The sequence below is a fragment of the Tissierella praeacuta DSM 18095 genome (assembly GCF_900128955.1).
Lineage (GTDB): Bacteria > Bacillota > Clostridia > Tissierellales > Tissierellaceae > Tissierella > Tissierella praeacuta.
Genome location: NZ_FQTY01000002.1, coordinates 300,002 through 317,371 on the forward strand (window position 1 = coordinate 300,002; position 17,370 = coordinate 317,371).

A 17,370-nucleotide genomic window follows, 5' to 3' on the forward strand; every position below is an offset into this window, starting at 1 on the left:
CCCTTAAATTCATTTGTACTTATTTTTCAATAAATAGACTATTTTGCTGTTTCAGTTTTGGTAAATAAGAAACTTATATATCTGATTAATACATAAAGCACAATAATAATCCCTATTAATTCTTCAAATTTTACTAAATATTTCAGCATAGTAATTGGCTTCTCAGCATTAACTAAAAATCCATTAGTCAATTTGACGGAAATGCCACTAATAACTAATGGAAATGTAAAAGCTGAGTAGGATGGATAGAACTTTAATTTTAGTAATCTTGGCAATTGTAGTAATACAAATAAATATGAGAGTTGAGATAGAGTTAATAATAGATAAACAATAAACATATTTTTTTCTTGAAATGAATTTATATATCCTGCTAAACAAAGAGCAACAGGTGCAGCGAAGATTGCAATAGTTGGTAATGCTGGTTCAGGTATTTCTTTAATTTGAAAGACTCTCTTAAAAACAATTGGTAATAATAGAAAATAGGATATAAAACCAAACCAGAATAAAACTTGTCCAATATTTGCTCTGTTAAATGCAGGAGCCGTTACAGAACCAACTACTATACCAACATAAACAATAAACCAAGATGGAAAAACTTTTTTGATATTAAAATTAAATATATATTTTTTTGTAAAATATATAATAAGGACTATATGTAATACCAGTCCTATAATCCACATACCAAATGCCAAGGATGATGCAAATGGTTTAAGATATGTGGATAAAAGCATAATCCCCATAGAAAGAGTGGGAAAAACACTAGCAACTACGGGATTGTCTAGACTTTCAGAAACACCCTTTGGAAACATAATGATTTTCATTAATACTAAAATTAAAATAATTGCTGAAAATATACCAAAGATATTTCGATATTTCTCTCCATAAGATAAGACTAGATTTCCAGTGGCTGCTAGAGCTAACATTAGACCAACAATTGGTATGGGTAATCTTTTAATAATTTCTTTCATAGCATCTCTCCTTTTTAAGTTTAAATAATATTATCATTAAATACACTAGCATATAAATAAGAGCAAATCCAATAAAAAATATCTATAATAAAGAGAATATTATAAAAAAATATTATTTTACTATAGATATTTGAAAAAAAATCTTATATAATAAAGGGATATATAATTTATCATATATCAGATATTAAAGAAAATTTAAAATATTCATATCAATTGTTGAAATCGGCAATATTTCGTGGTATCATGGTAATATGATAAAGGGAGGAGGAAAGTAGATAAAATGAAAATTAAGGGAGGGATTTTTTATGTCTGACAATATAAATAAAAAACATTCTAGAATAGACTATTTACGATTTATACTTCCATCTTTAATAGGTATTATACTTTTTATGGTTCCTTTAAAATATGAGGGGGATTATACAATTCCAGTTGCAATATTATCTAAAGGTGTAGCTTCCTTATTAGAACCTGCTTTACCAACTATAATTACTTTGCTTATTACATTTACTGGACTAATGACTATATTTTATAAAATATCAAGACCAAGTTTTATTGAAAACTCTAAGGAAATAAAAGGATTATTTAATGTAAATATATTTTGGTTTATAGTTAGAGTCATAGGTATGATATTAGTTGTTTTGTCATATTTTGAAATTGGACCTAGTTGGATATGGAATGAAAATACTGGTGGTTTGTTATTACATGGACTTTTGACAACTTTACTTACTATATTCTTTTTTGCGGCATTTTTACTTCCTTTACTATTAAATTTTGGATTATTAGAATTTGTTGGATCAATGCTTACACCAGTTATGAGACCAATATTTAAACTTCCTGGTAGATCTTCAATAGATTGTATTACATCTTGGTTAGGGGATGGGACTATAGGAGTTTTGCTTACCAATAATCAGTATGAAGAAGGTTACTACAGCACTAGGGAAGCATCTGTTATATCCACAACATTCTCTGCAGTTTCTATTACATTTGCATTAGTAGTATTAGCAGAAGTAGGATTAGAAACTTATTTTGTTCCATATTATTTAGCAGTTACTTTTGCAGGAGTAGTTGCAGCTATTATAGTACCTCGTATACCTCCATTATCAAGAAAAAAAGATGATTATCTAACAGAAGTTAGTAGGGATAGTATGGAGAATTTACCTATGGGATATACTCCTTTTACTTGGGGGTTGGAGCAAGCAGTTGAAAAGGCAAAAAATAGTTCTGATTTCAGAGGTTTTGTGAAAAGTGGACTTCATAATGTTCTTGAAATGTGGATAGGAGTTATGCCAGTTATAATGGCGTTTGGAACTGTAGCAACAATTCTTGCGGAGTTTACTTCAGTATTTACTTGGTTAGGTATGCCCTTTATTCCAATATTGAAATTGCTTAATATACCTTTTGCAGTAGAAGCTAGCCAAACTATGATAATAGGCTTTGCAGATATGTTCTTGCCATCTGTAATAGGGGCTAATATACAATCTGAGTTGACTAGATTTGTAATAGCAGGAGTTTCAGTTACTCAGCTTATATATCTTTCAGAAGTAGGGGCTGTTATCTTAGGTTCTAAGATACCAGTAAATGTTGGTGAGTTATTTATTATATTTATTGAAAGAACATTGGTTACTTTGCCAATTATTGCATTGGTTGGTCATTTATTGTTTTAATTTTAAATAACTCCATTTTATTAAGGAATCACTTCTTTTGAGGCTTTAAGCCTCTTTTTTTTGTAAAAATATAATTGTATTAAAATTGTAACCTTATTTTGTTGTGTTTTTAATTGTAATTAGTCGACATATGTAGTATCATTTAATGTATAATTTAATTGCTAGAGGTGTAACAATGAAGAAAAAATTTGTATTATCATTTGTGCTATCATTTATATTTTTTGCTGTAGCTTTCACTTTTGTAGGTGAAAAAATATTCTCAAAAAGTGATTCTTTCGCAACTATTGACGAGAATATTAATGAGGAATTACAGGAAGAAGATAAAGTAGAACCAAAAGTTAAGGATGAAATTTTATTCTTAATGATGGGTGTTGATGCTGAAGATGTGAAGAAATCTAAAGGTACAAGAACAGATACTATGATGCTTTTTAAGGTTAATTTTGAAACAGGTGAAATAAATTTATTATCTATTCCTAGGGATACTAGAGTGCTAGTAAGGGGTAAAAAAGATAAGATTAATCATGCCCATGCCTATGGAGGACCAGAACTTACTATGAAAACTTTAAGAGATTTTTTGAACCTTGATATTGATTATTATGTGAAGGTTGATTATAGAGCTGTAATGGAAATAGTAGATGCTATAGGTGGAGTAGAGATAGATGTACCTCAAAGAATGAAGTATGATGATACAACACCTGGAATTCCACCGCTTCACATAAATTTAAAAAAGGGCTTACAAAAATTGGATGGTAAGAAAGCTCACGATTTTTTAAGATATAGAAAAGGTTATGCAGAGGGAGATATAGGCAGGATAAAAGCACAGCAAATGTTTATGAAAGAGTTGATTAAGCAAACTTTAAAGCCTAAAAATATAATTAAATTACCAAAGTTTATTGAAACATATTATGATTATGTGGAGACCAATATCCCATTTAAGGTTATTGCCAAGGGAGCATTATCGGCTACAAAGATTGATTTGGAAAATATGACAACAAATACAATTCCAGGAGAAGGTCAAAGGATTTCTGGAGCTGACTATTGGATATATTATAAAGAAGAAACAAAGAAACTTGTGGAAGAGATGTTTGGAGACTATTTATTAACTCAATAGATAGAGGTGGAAATATGAGAGAAAAAAGGAAAAGAGAACATGTGGAGAACTACCTAAGAACTACCTATAAGGGTGCTACCTTATTAGAAAATGTATTTTTAGAGCATAATGCATTACCAGACTTGAATTTTGAAGATATAGATACTAAAACGTTTTTTTTAGGGAAAATTGTAGATTATCCAATTATAATCAATGCTATGACAGGAGGTTCTGACTTTTCCTGGGAAATAAATCGAGATTTGTCATTAATTGCAAAAGAATTTAATATACCTATGGCTGTTGGGTCACAAACCATAGCCCTATGTGATGATGAGGAATGCAAATCTTCATTTAAAATAGTAAGACAAACTATGGGCGATAATGGCACTGTTATAGCAAATCTTAATGCTCAAGCAGCCATAGAAGATGTAAAAAAAGCATTAGATATGATAGAAGCTGATGCAATACAATTACATTTAAATCCTGCTCAAGAAGTAGTCATGCTAGAGGGGGATAGACATTTTAGAGGAATTTTGGATAATATTGGAAATATTGTAGAAAAGGTTGGGAAACCAGTCATAGTAAAGGAAGTTGGATTTGGTATATCTAAGGAAGTGGCTACAAAGCTATATAATGTTGGAGTTAGAAATATAGATATATCTGGATATGGTGGAACTAACTTTATTGAAATTGAAAATATTAGGTATAATAATATAGATTTTTCTGATCTCTATTCATGGGGTATTCCAACAGCCTTAGCTTTAATTAAATGCAGAGAATTACCTAAGGAATTAAATTTAATAGCTAGCGGTGGTATAAGAGATAGTATGGATATTGTAAAATCATTAGTAATTGGTGGAAATATGGTAGGCATATCAGGAGAGATACTATCATATTTACTGCATGGAGGATATGAAAATGCAAGAAATTATTTAGAAGTAACTATCCATAAGATGAAAATACTAATGCTGCTTTTAGGCAAGAAAAATATTGAAGAATTAAGAGCTACAGACTATAAGATAATGGGAGATTTAAAAGATTTAATCAATAATTCATAGTTTTAAATAAGTTATTTAATGCCTAAAGAGATCTGTCTCTATAATTAGTTTGATATATATCATACTTAATTTAGTAACAGGTCTTTTTTAAAACCATTGTAGAATGAATATATTTAAGACAATATTTAATAACAATTTCATATAATAAAAGTATGATAGTATAAAGATAATACTTGTTAAGGTAGAATCAAAGACTTATAATATATATTAATTTTAAATAATAGGAGTGGTATATATGGGTTTAGCAATTGGTATCGTAGGTGCTACTGGTGCTGTAGGTCAAAAAATAATTGAAGTGATTATGGAAAGAAATTTACCCATATCAGAATTGAGACTTTTTGCATCTGAAAAATCAGCAGGAAAAACCGTAAAATTAGATAAGTATAATAAGGAAGTTACAGTAGAGCTTTTAACTGAAGAAGTTATGAAAGAAAAGTATGACTATTTATTATTTTCTGCAGGAGGAAGTATATCAGAAAAATATGCACCAATAGCAGCAGAGGCAGGTAATATGGTAATAGATAATTCGTCACATTTTAGGATGAACAAAGATATACCTTTGGTAATACCAGAAGTGAATTCTCATGTGTTAAAGGGATATAAAGGAATAGTGTCAAATCCTAACTGTTCTACTATTCAAATGATTGTAGCTATAGCTCCTTTATATAGGAAATATGGTATAAATAGGATTGTAGTATCCACTTATCAAGCAGTGTCTGGTAGTGGATATAAGGCCATAGAAGAGCTGCAAAATCAATTAAGAGATAAGGAATATCCAAATAAGGTATATACAAGAAAGATAGCAGGAAACTGTATACCTCATATAGATATATTTAATGAAAATGGATTTACAAAGGAAGAATTAAAAATGGTTTATGAAACCCATAAGATTTTAGAGGATGATACTATAGAGGTCAATCCAACAGCTGTTAGGATTCCAGTCTTTTATGGACATAGTGAATCTATATATTTAGAACTTAAAGAAGAAGTAAATATAAATGAAATTAAGAAAACCTTAGAAGAGTCTAAGGGTGTAATTGTGGAAGATGATCCAAAGATAAATAGATATCCTACGCCTATAGAAGTAGAAAATACGGATTTTACTTATGTAGGAAGAATAAGAAAAGATCTTTATAATCCAAAGGGGTTATCTCTTTGGGTAGTGGCAGATAATCTTAGAAAAGGTGCAGCTACTAATGCAGTTCAAATTGTAGAGGCAATGGAAAATATAAAAATGGAGGGATAATTATGTTCAAAGGGGCAGGTGTTGCAATAGTCACCCCATTTAAAGATGGAAAGTTTGATAAAGAAGCTTACGAAAGATTAATTGACTTTCAAATTCAAAATGGAACTCAAGCTTTAATAGTATTAGGTACTACAGGTGAAGCATCAACATTAAGCTATGAAGAAAGAGAACTTGTTATAAAATCAGCAATAGAAAAAAATGCAAAAAGAATTCCAATTATAGTAGGTACTGGTTCTAATTGTACTGATATTGCAGTTAAATATACTAAACAAGCAGAAGAACTAGGTGCTGATGGTATATTAATTGTAACACCTTATTATAATAAATGTACAAATAAAGGAATGATAGCCCATTTTACAGCAGTGGCCAATGCTACAAAGTTACCAGTTATACTATATAATGTACCTAGCAGAACAGCAGTAAATATACCTCCAGATGTGGTGGTGGCAATGTCGAAGGTTAAAAATGTAATAGGGGTTAAAGAAGCTAGTGGGAATATTTCACAAATATTAGAAATAAAAAGATTAGTATCAGAAGATTTTATGATTTATTCTGGTAATGATGATCAAGTAATACCTATATACGCTTGTGGTGGTCATGGTGTTATTTCTGTTGCATCAAATGTTATTCCAAAAGAAATGCAAGAGATGTGCGAAGCTTTTATGAGTGGAGATGTAGCTAAGGCTTTGAGACTTCAACTAGAATATAAGAAACTTATAGATTTGTTATTCTCCGAGGTAAATCCTATACCAGTTAAAGCTGCCTTAACAGAAATGAAATATATTGAAGATGAACTAAGACTTCCTCTTACATCTATGGAAGAAAATACTAGGATTAAATTGATTCAAGAGATGAAAAGGTTGAATCTTATTTAGGAGGTTAATATGAATTTATTAATCAATGGGATAAATGGGAAAATGGGAGCAATAATTAAGGAACTTGCAATACAAGACAGCTATTGGAGTAATGTTTATGGATTATGTAGAGATAATCCTATGACAACAGATGATATTAAATTTGATGTATTTATAGATTTTACCCATGAATCAGCTTTAGACAAAGTAATAGAGATTGGATTAGATAGAAGACTACCTATTATTATAGGCACTACTGGATATAATGAAATACAATTAGAAAAAATAAAGAATGCAGCAACTAAGATTCCAATTCTTTATGCAACTAATATGTCCTTGGGTATGAATTTATTATTTTCATTAGTGGAAAGGACGGCAGCCATACTTGGAGATAGTGCTGATATTGAAGTAATAGAAGCTCATCATAATAGAAAAAAAGACGCACCATCTGGTAGTGCTGTAACAATAATAGAATCTATAGAAAGTGGATTAGGATCAGCTAGAAAACATCAATACGGAAGAAGTGGAGAATGTCCTAGAGAAAAAGGAGAAATAGGTATTCATGCCATAAGAGGTGGAAATATAGTAGGATATCATGAGGCGAATTTTATAAATGAATTAGAAACTATAAAGATTTGCCATGAGGCCTATGATAGAAAAGTCTTTGCAAATGGAGCATTAGAAGCAGCCAAGTTTATAATAGGCAAGAAACCAAAATTATACAGTATGAAGGATGTACTAAAAATATAATTTAAAATTGGAAACTAATTAATAGTTTAATAGTTAATAATTTATAAAAGAGGCGAAAAATAATTCGTCTCTTTTATAAATTTAGGATAACTATTAATATATATTAAATTTATTTACATAAACTGATATGTAAACCTACATGGTAATAGGTATTTCTGTTATACTAAATGTAATGAGAAATCTTAGTTTTCCATCTTTTGATTCTCAATTATCAATAAATAAAGAGGTGCTAATGTGAAGAATAAAATTTTGAAGATTTTGAAGGATAATGAAGACTTTATTTCAGGAGAAGAGATATCTAAAGAGTTTCATATGACTCGAGCTGCCATATGGAAGTATATAAATATGTTGAAGGAAGATGGATATACTATAGAATCTGTCCCTAGAAAAGGTTATAGAATTATATCATTGCCAGATATACTTACTTATGAAGAAGTAAAAAAATACTTGGATACAGATTTTATTGGAAGAAATATATATTATTTTGATTCCATAAATTCTACTAATAAAAAGGCGAAAGAAATAGCTTTTGGGGAAAAAGAAGGTACTGTTTTAGTTGCAGAAGAGCAAGCAAATGGAAAAGGCAGATTGGGAAGACAGTGGATATCTCCTAAGGGAAAAGGTATATGGATGAGTATAGTTTTAAAGCCAAAGGTAGATCCAATGACAGTTGCAAAGATAACCTTATTAGGTGCAGCGGCAGTACATAAAGCTTTAATTAATATGGGAATAAAATCTGAAATAAAATGGCCAAATGATATATTGATAGATGGGAAAAAAGTCTGCGGAATATTAACAGAAATGAGTGCTGAACTAAATATGATTAATTATGTAATCATGGGAATAGGAATAAATGTTAATTTGGATGAAGATGATATCCCTGAAGATTTAAAAGATAAGGCAACATCTATTAAGATTAAGAAGGGAGAAATTATAGACAGGAAACAACTATTGGCTACTGTTTTAAATGAATTTGAAAAATTTTATATAGATTTTATAAATAATAATATTGTATCTAAAGCCATAAATATATGTAAAGAAAATTCAGCATTAATAGGTAAAGAAATTAAAGTAATTAGAGGAGAAGAAATAAGATTAGGGAGAGCCTTAGATATAAATGAAGAGGGAGAATTAGTTGTAGAATTTAAAGAGGGAGATATAGAAAATATTTATTCTGGAGAAATATCAATTAGAGGGATGAAAGGATATTTTTAACAACACCTAAATTATATATTAAATAGTTGAACCGTTTTCGAATTTGTGATATAATTTAGACAATTTAAAAAATATAGAGAGGTGTTGTTGTGGAAAAAAAGAAAAATGACGCATTTATTTTGGGAGCTGCTTTATTTTCTATGTTCTTTGGAGCAGGAAATTTAATTTTCCCCCCGTTTTTAGGATTATTGGCAGGTCAGAAATGGAATTGGTCCATGTTTGGATTCTTTATTACAGGAATTGGGCTACCTCTATTGGGTATAATTGCTTCTGCTAAAGCTGGAGGAGATGTGGATAAACTGGGAAGAAGAGTTTCTCCTTTATTTAGTAAGTTTTTGGGAATAACAGTTGTTTTAGCCATAGGGCCATTATTAGCAATCCCTAGGACAGGAGCAACTGCTTTTGAAATAGGAGTTTTACCTCTTATGCCTAATGGAAGTCCTACAATATTCGCCATAATTTATTTTGGTATAACTTTATTGTTGGTTATAAAGCCAAATGAAGTAATTGATAAAATAGGCAAGATTTTAACACCAGCATTACTTATACTATTAGGCTTAATTATTATTAAAGGTATCTTTGACCCAATGGGAATACCTGTACCAGAAGATTTTGCAAGACCATTTTCAGAAGGTTTTATTAGTGGGTATCAAACTATGGATGCTTTAGCGTCCATATTATTCGGCGGAATAATAACTACATCTTTAATTCAAAGTGGATATGATGATGAAAAAGAGCAAATGAACATAACGAAAAAAGCTGGTTTAATAGCAGTTGGAGGACTGACTCTTGTTTATGGAGGATTAGGATACTTAGGAGCTACTGGAGGTTCATTATTTTCAAAGGATATAGAAAAAGTGGATTTGATAATAAATATAGCTAATAATTCTTTAGAAAGTTTTGGGAGAATAGGCTTAGGAACCGTAGTATCATTGGCTTGTTTAACTACTACTATAGGACTTACTGCAACAGTAGGGCAATATTTTAATAAAATAAGTAATGGAAAATTAAAATATGAGATTATAGTAATAGCTACTACTATATTTAGTGCAGTTATGTCCATAAGAGGAGTAGAGTCTATAATTTCCTTTTCAGAACCAATACTTGTATTCATGTATCCTGTTGTAATAGTAATGATTTTATTGACTATAATCTTAGGTGATAAGCCAAATAAGAATATTTATAGACATGCAATATATGCAACTTTAATAGTTAGTACATTAGAGATATTAAATAGGTTTCAAATATGGACATATTTTACTCAGGTGGTAGAATACTTGCCTTTAGCCTCATGGGGTTTGGCATGGTTAGTCCCAGCAACACTAGGTGCTATTCTAGGAATGTTAGTACCTAATAAATCAGATATTCAAATAAATTAATAAAAAGGGTTATCTTAATCTAAAGATAACCCTTTTTTATTAAGTATTGGTAAAGCTTTTATGGCTATAATTGAGGATATTATAAATTTTATAAAATCTCCAGGCAGAAAAATTATACATCCAATTTTTATAATAGTTTGAAAGGATAATCCCTTTCCCATTACCATGTTTAATATATAGTACATATAAGGTAGCCCAAATAAATATATTACTATGCTACCAACTAAAGATGCAATCCAGATTTTCTTTTGGGACAATTCATTTCCATGATGTGAAATTTTGCCCACAATATAAGCTGCAAAGATAAAACCAATAATAAATCCGAAGCTAGGTTTCATTACAGTTTGGAAACCGCCACTAAAACCTGCGAATATTGGTATGCCCACTAATCCTAGAATTGTATATACTATTTGAGATAAAGCACCTAACTTAGGACCTAAAATAAGACCAGATAAAATAACAAATAAAGTTTGTAAAGTAATAGGTACTTCGCCTAAGGGAATACTGATAAAAGCCCCCATGGCAGTAAGTCCTGTAAACATTGCCGCTAAAGTCATTTCTTTTGTAGATATTTTCATTTTTACCTCCTTATTGTAAACTTAGACTATTTAAAAGGTTTACAATAGTATAATAGATGAATTTCTTGAAAATGTCAACTAAAAATTTATTGACAAAGAAATATTATAGGTATATACTGTATATATAATCTATATACAGTATATACAAAAGTAACAGTTGTAAAGGAGGGGGATTATGAGAATAATAATATCTAACTCTTCTAATGAATCTATATATGAACAAATATCCAATCAGATAAAAGGCATGATAATAAAGGGAGAATTGGAAGAAGGAGAAGCTTTACCGTCCATAAGAGGCCTTGCAAAAGATCTTCAAATATCTGTTATTACAACTAAAAGAGCATATGAGGAATTGGAAAAAGAAGGATTTATAGAAACTATGCAAGGCAAAGGTTCATTTGTAGCTATGCAAAATAAAGAATTACTGAAGGAAAAAAAGTTGAAAATTATAGAACAAAAGTTAGCAGAAGTAGTACAAGAATCTAAATTATTAGGACTTAGATATATAGAGATAGAAGAAATGTTAAGAATTTTATTCGAGGAGGTTTAGCTATGTTAGAAATTAAAAACTTATCTAAAGATTTTAAGAAGTTCAAGCTTAATAATATATCATTTAAACTAGAACCAGGATATATTATGGGATTTATTGGGCCAAATGGTTCCGGTAAGAGTACAACTATAAAGCTTATAATGAATTTATTAAAAAAGGATTCGGGTGAAATAAAAGTATTTGGTAAGGATCATATACAATTTGAAAAGGAGATTAAAAATAAAATAGGATTTGTATATGATGAGTTTTATTTTTATGAAGATTTAACTATAAAGCAGATGAAGAATATAATAAGACCTTTTTATAAAGAATGGGATGATAAATTGTTCAATAAATATATGGAGGATTTTAAATTAGACCCTAGCCAAAAGATAAAGAGATTATCTAAAGGAATGAAAATGAAGTTTTCCTTGGCAGTGGCTTTATCCCATAATGCGGATTTGATAATAATGGATGAACCTACGTCAGGACTTGATCCAGTATTTAGAAGGGAGATTTTAGACATATTATACAATGTAATCCAAGATGAGAAGAAATCCATATTTTTTTCTACTCACATAACTACAGATTTAGAAAAGATTGCAGATTATATTACATTTATAAATAATGGAACAATAGTATTCTCTAGGGGTAAGGATGAAATTTTAGAATCTTATGGGATAGTAAAAGGTGGAAATAATTTGTTAGATAAGGACATAAGGAAAGAGTTTATAGGGCTTAGGGAAACGAAGGTTGGATTTGAAGGATTAGTAGATAATCCACAAAAATTAAAGAGATTATTTGGCAGTGAGGTAATAATAGAAAGACCAACACTTGAAGATATAATGGTTTATAGTGTTAGGGGGTAGGGATATGTTAAATTTAATAAGGAAGGATTTACTATTGAATTTTTCAAGCAAACAAAGTGTGATTTTTTTAATATTATTTTTTCCTTTTATGTTATTGGTTTTAGAAACAAATAGTACCAATATATATTCTTTAATGATACTAAGTTATGGTTATGTATTGAATAATATGCCTTTTAAATATGAAGTAATAAATAAGACTCATATGCTAATACAGTCCTTACCAATTAAAAAAAGGGATGTAGTATTAAGCAAGTATATATCCATGTTTATAAATTATTTTTTAGGGGTTATTTTAGTTGGAATATATTTTGGAATTATTAGTGTTTTTAGAATTAAAATAGGTGAGAGTTTAAGCATTTCTTTAATATGGCAAACATTAATTATATTTATTTTTATCACCTCAATATCTTTGCCTGCTTATTTTAGGTTGCCACCAAGACTAGGGAATATCGTAAATGTAATGATATATATAATTATTATAAATATTTTTGTCATAGGTTCCAGTGATAATATTGATATACTTACAGCATTAAATGGTCAGAGATTTAATCTGCCAATCATAACAGCTATAGTATATTTGATATCAATGTTAATATCTATAGTCTTATATGAAACAAAGGATTTGGCATAGGAGGGATATAAATGAAACATCTTATAATGAAGGATATACGGTTACTTAGGATAATAAATTTAATTATATTTTGGATATCATTGATTTTTGGCTGTGTTGGAGTATCGACTGAAAATATATATAAGTCTAAGCTTATATATGGATTTTCCATTTTTATAATGATATATATAGTTTCAATATTTTCTACTCAGCATGAGTTAAAGGCTAAATCAGACATGATGCTGAATTCTTTTCCAGTTAATAGATACGATATAGTGAGAGCAAAGTATATATCAATGGGGATTTATATATTTGCTATATCTGGGATTGTTTTCATATCATCCAATTTATTTAAAATCATGATGAATGGTGAAATTATAGGTAGTCCTGCTACCATATTTGATGTATTATTTATAATTGGATTTTCTTTAATGTTTTTCTCAATATATTTACCATTTCAATATTATAGTATAGGAAAGGCACAGGCATTTAGTCAAATATTTTATATATTTTTGATTATTTTACCAAATATAATAGGCAGATTTGGCAGTAAGATTGAAACTGCAAATATATTTAAAAATATAATAGTAATGGATTTTGGAATGTTTATATTTATGTTTGCCGTTGTTGGGATAATACTGTACCTAATATCATTGGAAGTTTCGAAAAAAATATATAGTATGAAAGAATTCTAGAAAAAGGTATTGATGAACATAATAGTTTATCAATACCTTTTATATTACATAAGAACTTGTATAGTTTACTTTTCTATATGAGTATAGTAAACTATATATGAATATGCGAATAATTTTAATATTCTAAAATTATCATTATCTTTGTTTAAAATCAATAATTGTAGGGGTGAGAATAATGGGGCATATACAATATTTTGATTGGGGTAGTATAGAATGGATTTATGAGCCCGATACAAAGAATTCCACTAATATAATGCATATAGGAATTAGTACTATTTTACCAGGAAGAAGACAAAGGGAGCATATTCACTATGGTGATGAACAATTATTATATGTTTTATCTGGACAAGGGGAGCAACTTATTGGTAAGGAATTAAGTATCAAGAAACCAGGTTCCTTATTTCATATAGATGCAGGTTCAGTACATGAGGCTATAAATACTGGGGAAGAACCAATAAAAGAGCTGTTAATATCAGTGCCAGTATATTATAACCAACGTAATCCTCTAAATGATATTTTAAATAGAGAGCAAATATATATAGGAAGTTTTAAAGACACAATAATATTAAATGATAGAATTAAGCATCTATATTATGAGGCAATTGATATACTAGCAGTACCTTTATCAATATTTAATAAGGAAAATGAACCAATTATTGTTTCTGATAACTATCCTGAATTTTGTATGAAAAAATGTAATGTACATAAGGATATAAGAAACTGTTATCTATATAATATTTATGATGAATATATGCCTCCTCATTATAAAGACCCTTCTGCCTTTGTTTGTCAATATGGATTAAGGGTATTTGTAATGCCAATTATTATTAATCATAGTTTAGTTGGTACTATAAAGGGTGGACATATTAGAATATATGATGAAAATCATGTTGGTTTGAAAGACGAAACCGATTCAGATTATGAATTATATGGTAAGATGCAAATAGTACATCAGGGCAGAATTATGGCTATTTTACAACATATAAAAACCTTAAGCAAAAACATATCATATTACTACTTATTAGAGAATACTGAAATAGAGTTAAATAAAAAAGAAGAAATTATTAAAGATATTGCCAAGAATGAACTTCTATTGGAAGAAAGTTTACGGTCTACAAAGGAGCAAGTTTTAAGTATTCAGATTAATAACCATTTTCTTTTTAATACTTTAAATGCAATTGCCAGTTTGGCTATAAGAGAAGGTAGTATAAAAACTTATGAATCTATAATTAGTTTATCAAAGATTTTTAGATATTCTCTCAAGTCAAGCAATACTATTGTTACATTAAATGATGAAATTTTATTTATTATGGATTATTTAGAATTACAAAAATTAAGGTACGGAGAAAGACTTAGTGTAAATATAAATATTTGCGAAGAAGTTAAATTAGCAAGAATTCCATTTAATTTCATACAACCAATAATCGAAAATTCTTTTGTTCATGGTTTTAGAAACAAAGTGGATAATCTTAATGTTGAAATTAGTTGTACAAAAAATAAAGATAAGGTAGTTATTCATGTACAAGATAATGGTGCTGGATTGGAAGAAGATGATATTACTAAACTTAACCATAAAATTAAAGGACAATCAGAAGATTTTATTATTAGTGGTTTAATGATGATATATAGAAAGCTAGAATTGCTTCATCATAATAATTTTGAGTTTAATATTTCAAGTAAGAAGAATGTTGGCACTCAGGTAACAATAATAATACCAGCTTTTAAGGAGGAAATATGATTAAGACATTGATTGTTGATGATGAAGCCCTAGCTAGAGATTTATTAAAGATTTTAATAAACAAAAACAATATGCCCTTAGAAGTAGTAGGTGAAGCGGGAAATGGAAAAGAAGCCATAGGACAAATATTTGATTTAAAACCAGATTTGGTTTTTTTGGATATAGAGATGCCAGGCAGTGATGGAATAGAGGTTATGAATTATATAAATAATCACTATACGGAACCAATATCATTTATTGTAGTTACTGCTTTTAGTTATTTTGAATATGCTCAGTCATCATTAAGATTAGGTGCAAAAGATATATTATTAAAGCCTGTAGAAATTCAGGGATTGAAAGAATCCATTTCTAGAGTTATAGGATATAGATTTACTGATAATCCATTATTGAATGATATTCTTCAATATATAAATACTAATTATAGAAATGATATTCAATTAAATCAATGTGCTAAGAACTTTCATATCAGTGCAAACCAAATTAATAGATTGTTTAAGAAGTATTTTGATATGACTTTTATAAAGTACCTAAATAAATTTAGAATTGATAAAGCAATAGAGTTAATGCATAATAAAGAAGATATTACTATTAAGGAAATAGCCATAGAAGTAGGATTTAATAATCTTAATTATTTTTATAAGACCTTTAAATTAATAACAGGAGATACTCCTAAAAAATATAAACAGTAGCTTTAAGCTACTGTTTATATTTTTATTGATGATTTAGTTCAATTAAATATTGATTTAGTTAATTTTAAATTATTTGAATATTTGAAATAATATATTATAACAACTATGTAAAGGGGAGATTAAAGTGTTAGATACTTTAAAAGAAACAGATTCCGTATTATTTCAAATAGTAAATGAAGAACTAGAACGTCAAAGAACAGGCATTGAAATGATTGCATCTGAAAGTTATGTGCCAACTGAAATTTTAGAATTACAAGGTAGTATATTGACAAATAAAACTACGGAAGGTTTTCCTGGAAAAAGATACCATGCAGGATGTCAGGTAATAGATAAAATGGAAGTTCTAGGTATAGATAGGGCAAAACAGCTCTATGGAGCAGGACATGCTAATATACAAGCACACTCAGGATCTCAAGCAAATCAAACTGTTTATGCTGCAATATTAGAGCCAGGTGATACTGTATTAGGACTAAGACTAGACCAAGGTGGACATTTAACACATGGTAATAAAGTGAACTTTTCAGGAAAAATTTACAATTTTATTGCATACGGGCTTAGCAAAAAAACTGAGTTAATTGATTATGATGAAATTGAAAGACTTGCAAAAGAACATAATCCAAAGCTTATAGTTACAGGAGGAAGTGCTTATCCAAGAACTATTGATTTTAAGAGAATTTCAGAAGTATCAAAATCAGTTGGAGCATATTTTATGGTAGATATGGCACATGTTGCAGGACTTGTGGCAGCTAAGATATATCCTAATCCTATGAAATATGCGGATTTTGTCACATCTACCACTACTAAAACCCTATGTGGTGCAAGGGGAGGTTTTATACTATGTAAAGAAGAATATGCTAAAGCAATTGATAAGGCAATGTTTCCAGGTTCTCAAGGCTCACCTCATCTTCATACAATGGCGGCAAAAGCATATACATTTAGACGAGCTTCTACAGAAGAATTTGCAAATGTAATGAAGCAAGTTGTAAAAAATGCTCAAAAACTAGGAGTGGTATTATCTGAATATGGATTTAGAATTGTATCTGGAGGGACAGATACACATTTACTATTAGTTGATTTAAGACCAAAGAATTTAACAGGTAAACAATTAGAAGAAGCACTAGATTATGTAGGTATTACTGTAAATAAAAATATGATACCTTTTGATCCTGAAAAACCAATGGTAACTAGCGGAGTTAGAATAGGTACTACAGCTATGACAATAAAAGGTATGAAAGAAAAGGATATGGAAGAAATCGGAGAAATAATAAATGAAGTTGCTAACAACATAGATAATAAGGATATACTGAACCAAATAAAAAAGGATGTATTAGATATAAGTAAAAGATTTTCTTTATATGAAGGATATTTTGAATAGATTAAATATTGACTATAGTGGATATTAAATAAAATTAATTTAAAGGTATATAGATTTTATGAA

Annotated in this window: 17 protein-coding genes; 15 read left to right on the forward strand and 2 right to left on the reverse strand. The window is 29.1% G+C overall.

The genetic code is table 11. From position 1 onward, the window contains the following. Window positions 1-38: 38 nt before the first annotated feature. Window positions 39-968, reverse strand: a complete 930-nt coding sequence (locus BUB33_RS04100; RefSeq protein ID WP_072973423.1) for a TDT family transporter — start codon at window positions 966-968, stop codon at window positions 39-41. Window positions 969-1,273: 305 nt separating this feature from the next. Here BUB33_RS04100 and BUB33_RS04105 point away from each other — a divergent pair, with 305 nt between their 5' ends. The 8 genes from BUB33_RS04105 (at window position 1,274) to brnQ (ending at window position 10,224) form a co-directional block, all read left to right on the forward strand. Next, the gene (locus BUB33_RS04105) at window positions 1,274-2,632 is read left to right on the forward strand and encodes a YjiH family protein (RefSeq protein WP_072973425.1); all 1,359 of its coding nucleotides are present in this window, start codon (window positions 1,274-1,276) and stop codon (window positions 2,630-2,632) included. Window positions 2,633-2,807: 175 nt separating this feature from the next. Next, window positions 2,808-3,743: an LCP family protein gene (locus BUB33_RS04110; protein ID WP_072973427.1), complete on the forward strand. Its 936-nt coding sequence runs from the start codon at window positions 2,808-2,810 to the stop codon at window positions 3,741-3,743. Between the two features lie 14 nt (window positions 3,744-3,757). After that, window positions 3,758-4,780 (forward strand): type 2 isopentenyl-diphosphate Delta-isomerase, encoded by a 1,023-nt coding sequence (gene fni / locus BUB33_RS04115; protein WP_072973429.1) that lies wholly within the window; start codon window positions 3,758-3,760, stop codon window positions 4,778-4,780. Window positions 4,781-5,015: 235 nt separating this feature from the next. Then, the gene (locus BUB33_RS04120) at window positions 5,016-6,026 is read left to right on the forward strand and encodes an aspartate-semialdehyde dehydrogenase (protein WP_072973431.1); all 1,011 of its coding nucleotides are present in this window, start codon (window positions 5,016-5,018) and stop codon (window positions 6,024-6,026) included. Between the two features lie 2 nt (window positions 6,027-6,028). Continuing rightward, on the forward strand, window positions 6,029-6,901 hold the full coding sequence (gene dapA / locus BUB33_RS04125; protein WP_072973434.1) for a 4-hydroxy-tetrahydrodipicolinate synthase: 873 nt from the start codon (window positions 6,029-6,031) through the stop codon (window positions 6,899-6,901). A gap of 9 nt (window positions 6,902-6,910) precedes the next feature. Next, entirely contained in the window at window positions 6,911-7,630 is a 720-nt protein-coding gene (dapB, locus tag BUB33_RS04130; RefSeq protein WP_072973436.1) for a 4-hydroxy-tetrahydrodipicolinate reductase, read from the forward strand. Window positions 7,631-7,864: 234 nt separating this feature from the next. Continuing rightward, window positions 7,865-8,845 (forward strand): biotin--[acetyl-CoA-carboxylase] ligase, encoded by a 981-nt coding sequence (locus BUB33_RS04135; protein ID WP_072973439.1) that lies wholly within the window; start codon window positions 7,865-7,867, stop codon window positions 8,843-8,845. 89 nt (window positions 8,846-8,934) lie between these two features. Then, a complete protein-coding gene (gene brnQ / locus BUB33_RS04140; RefSeq protein WP_072973441.1) occupies window positions 8,935-10,224 on the forward strand; it encodes a branched-chain amino acid transport system II carrier protein in 1,290 nt (429 codons plus the stop codon). A gap of 14 nt (window positions 10,225-10,238) precedes the next feature. On the opposite strand, the gene BUB33_RS04145 is transcribed toward brnQ, so the two are convergent. Beyond that, window positions 10,239-10,802 (reverse strand): biotin transporter BioY, encoded by a 564-nt coding sequence (locus BUB33_RS04145; protein ID WP_072973443.1) that lies wholly within the window; start codon window positions 10,800-10,802, stop codon window positions 10,239-10,241. A gap of 175 nt (window positions 10,803-10,977) precedes the next feature. Between BUB33_RS04145 and BUB33_RS04150 the strand changes: the two genes are divergently transcribed. The 7 genes from BUB33_RS04150 to BUB33_RS04180 all read left to right on the forward strand — a co-directional run bounded on the left by BUB33_RS04150 (window position 10,978) and on the right by BUB33_RS04180 (window position 17,307). Next, entirely contained in the window at window positions 10,978-11,352 is a 375-nt protein-coding gene (locus BUB33_RS04150) for a GntR family transcriptional regulator (RefSeq protein WP_072973446.1), read from the forward strand. A 2-nt stretch (window positions 11,353-11,354) separates the two neighbouring features. Beyond that, window positions 11,355-12,200, forward strand: coding sequence for an ABC transporter ATP-binding protein (locus tag BUB33_RS04155; RefSeq protein ID WP_072973448.1), 846 nt, complete (start codon window positions 11,355-11,357; stop codon window positions 12,198-12,200). Between the two features lie 4 nt (window positions 12,201-12,204). Continuing rightward, window positions 12,205-12,831, forward strand: a complete 627-nt coding sequence (locus BUB33_RS04160) for an ABC-2 transporter permease (protein WP_072973451.1) — start codon at window positions 12,205-12,207, stop codon at window positions 12,829-12,831. An 11-nt stretch (window positions 12,832-12,842) separates the two neighbouring features. Further along, window positions 12,843-13,505, forward strand: coding sequence for an ABC-2 transporter permease (locus tag BUB33_RS04165; RefSeq protein WP_072973453.1), 663 nt, complete (start codon window positions 12,843-12,845; stop codon window positions 13,503-13,505). A 175-nt stretch (window positions 13,506-13,680) separates the two neighbouring features. Continuing rightward, complete coding sequence (locus BUB33_RS04170) at window positions 13,681-15,243, forward strand: histidine kinase (protein ID WP_072973455.1); 1,563 nt, start codon at window positions 13,681-13,683, stop codon at window positions 15,241-15,243. Further along, a complete protein-coding gene (locus BUB33_RS04175; RefSeq protein WP_072973457.1) occupies window positions 15,240-15,932 on the forward strand; it encodes a response regulator transcription factor in 693 nt (230 codons plus the stop codon). Before BUB33_RS04170 ends, BUB33_RS04175 begins: the two co-directional genes overlap by 4 nt. Before the next feature lie 124 nt (window positions 15,933-16,056). Beyond that, window positions 16,057-17,307: a serine hydroxymethyltransferase gene (locus BUB33_RS04180; protein WP_072973459.1), complete on the forward strand. Its 1,251-nt coding sequence runs from the start codon at window positions 16,057-16,059 to the stop codon at window positions 17,305-17,307. The last annotated feature ends 63 nt before the right edge of the window (window positions 17,308-17,370 follow it).

Excerpts from the sequence above, each read along its gene's own strand:
- BUB33_RS04100 (WP_072973423.1), bottom strand. The coding sequence starts at position 968 with ATGAAAGAAATTATTAAAAGATTACCCATACCAATTGTTGGTCTAATG.
- BUB33_RS04105 (WP_072973425.1), top strand. The coding sequence starts at position 1,274 with ATGTCTGACAATATAAATAAAAAACATTCTAGAATAGACTATTTACGA.
- BUB33_RS04110 (WP_072973427.1), top strand. The coding sequence starts at position 2,808 with ATGAAGAAAAAATTTGTATTATCATTTGTGCTATCATTTATATTTTTT.
- fni (WP_072973429.1), top strand. The coding sequence starts at position 3,758 with ATGAGAGAAAAAAGGAAAAGAGAACATGTGGAGAACTACCTAAGAACT.
- BUB33_RS04120 (WP_072973431.1), top strand. The coding sequence starts at position 5,016 with ATGGGTTTAGCAATTGGTATCGTAGGTGCTACTGGTGCTGTAGGTCAA.
- dapA (WP_072973434.1), top strand. The coding sequence starts at position 6,029 with ATGTTCAAAGGGGCAGGTGTTGCAATAGTCACCCCATTTAAAGATGGA.
- dapB (WP_072973436.1), top strand. The coding sequence starts at position 6,911 with ATGAATTTATTAATCAATGGGATAAATGGGAAAATGGGAGCAATAATT.
- BUB33_RS04145 (WP_072973443.1), bottom strand. The coding sequence starts at position 10,802 with ATGAAAATATCTACAAAAGAAATGACTTTAGCGGCAATGTTTACAGGA.
- BUB33_RS04150 (WP_072973446.1), top strand. The coding sequence starts at position 10,978 with ATGAGAATAATAATATCTAACTCTTCTAATGAATCTATATATGAACAA.
- BUB33_RS04155 (WP_072973448.1), top strand. The coding sequence starts at position 11,355 with ATGTTAGAAATTAAAAACTTATCTAAAGATTTTAAGAAGTTCAAGCTT.
- BUB33_RS04160 (WP_072973451.1), top strand. The coding sequence starts at position 12,205 with ATGTTAAATTTAATAAGGAAGGATTTACTATTGAATTTTTCAAGCAAA.
- BUB33_RS04165 (WP_072973453.1), top strand. The coding sequence starts at position 12,843 with ATGAAACATCTTATAATGAAGGATATACGGTTACTTAGGATAATAAAT.
- BUB33_RS04170 (WP_072973455.1), top strand. The coding sequence starts at position 13,681 with ATGGGGCATATACAATATTTTGATTGGGGTAGTATAGAATGGATTTAT.
- BUB33_RS04175 (WP_072973457.1), top strand. The coding sequence starts at position 15,240 with ATGATTAAGACATTGATTGTTGATGATGAAGCCCTAGCTAGAGATTTA.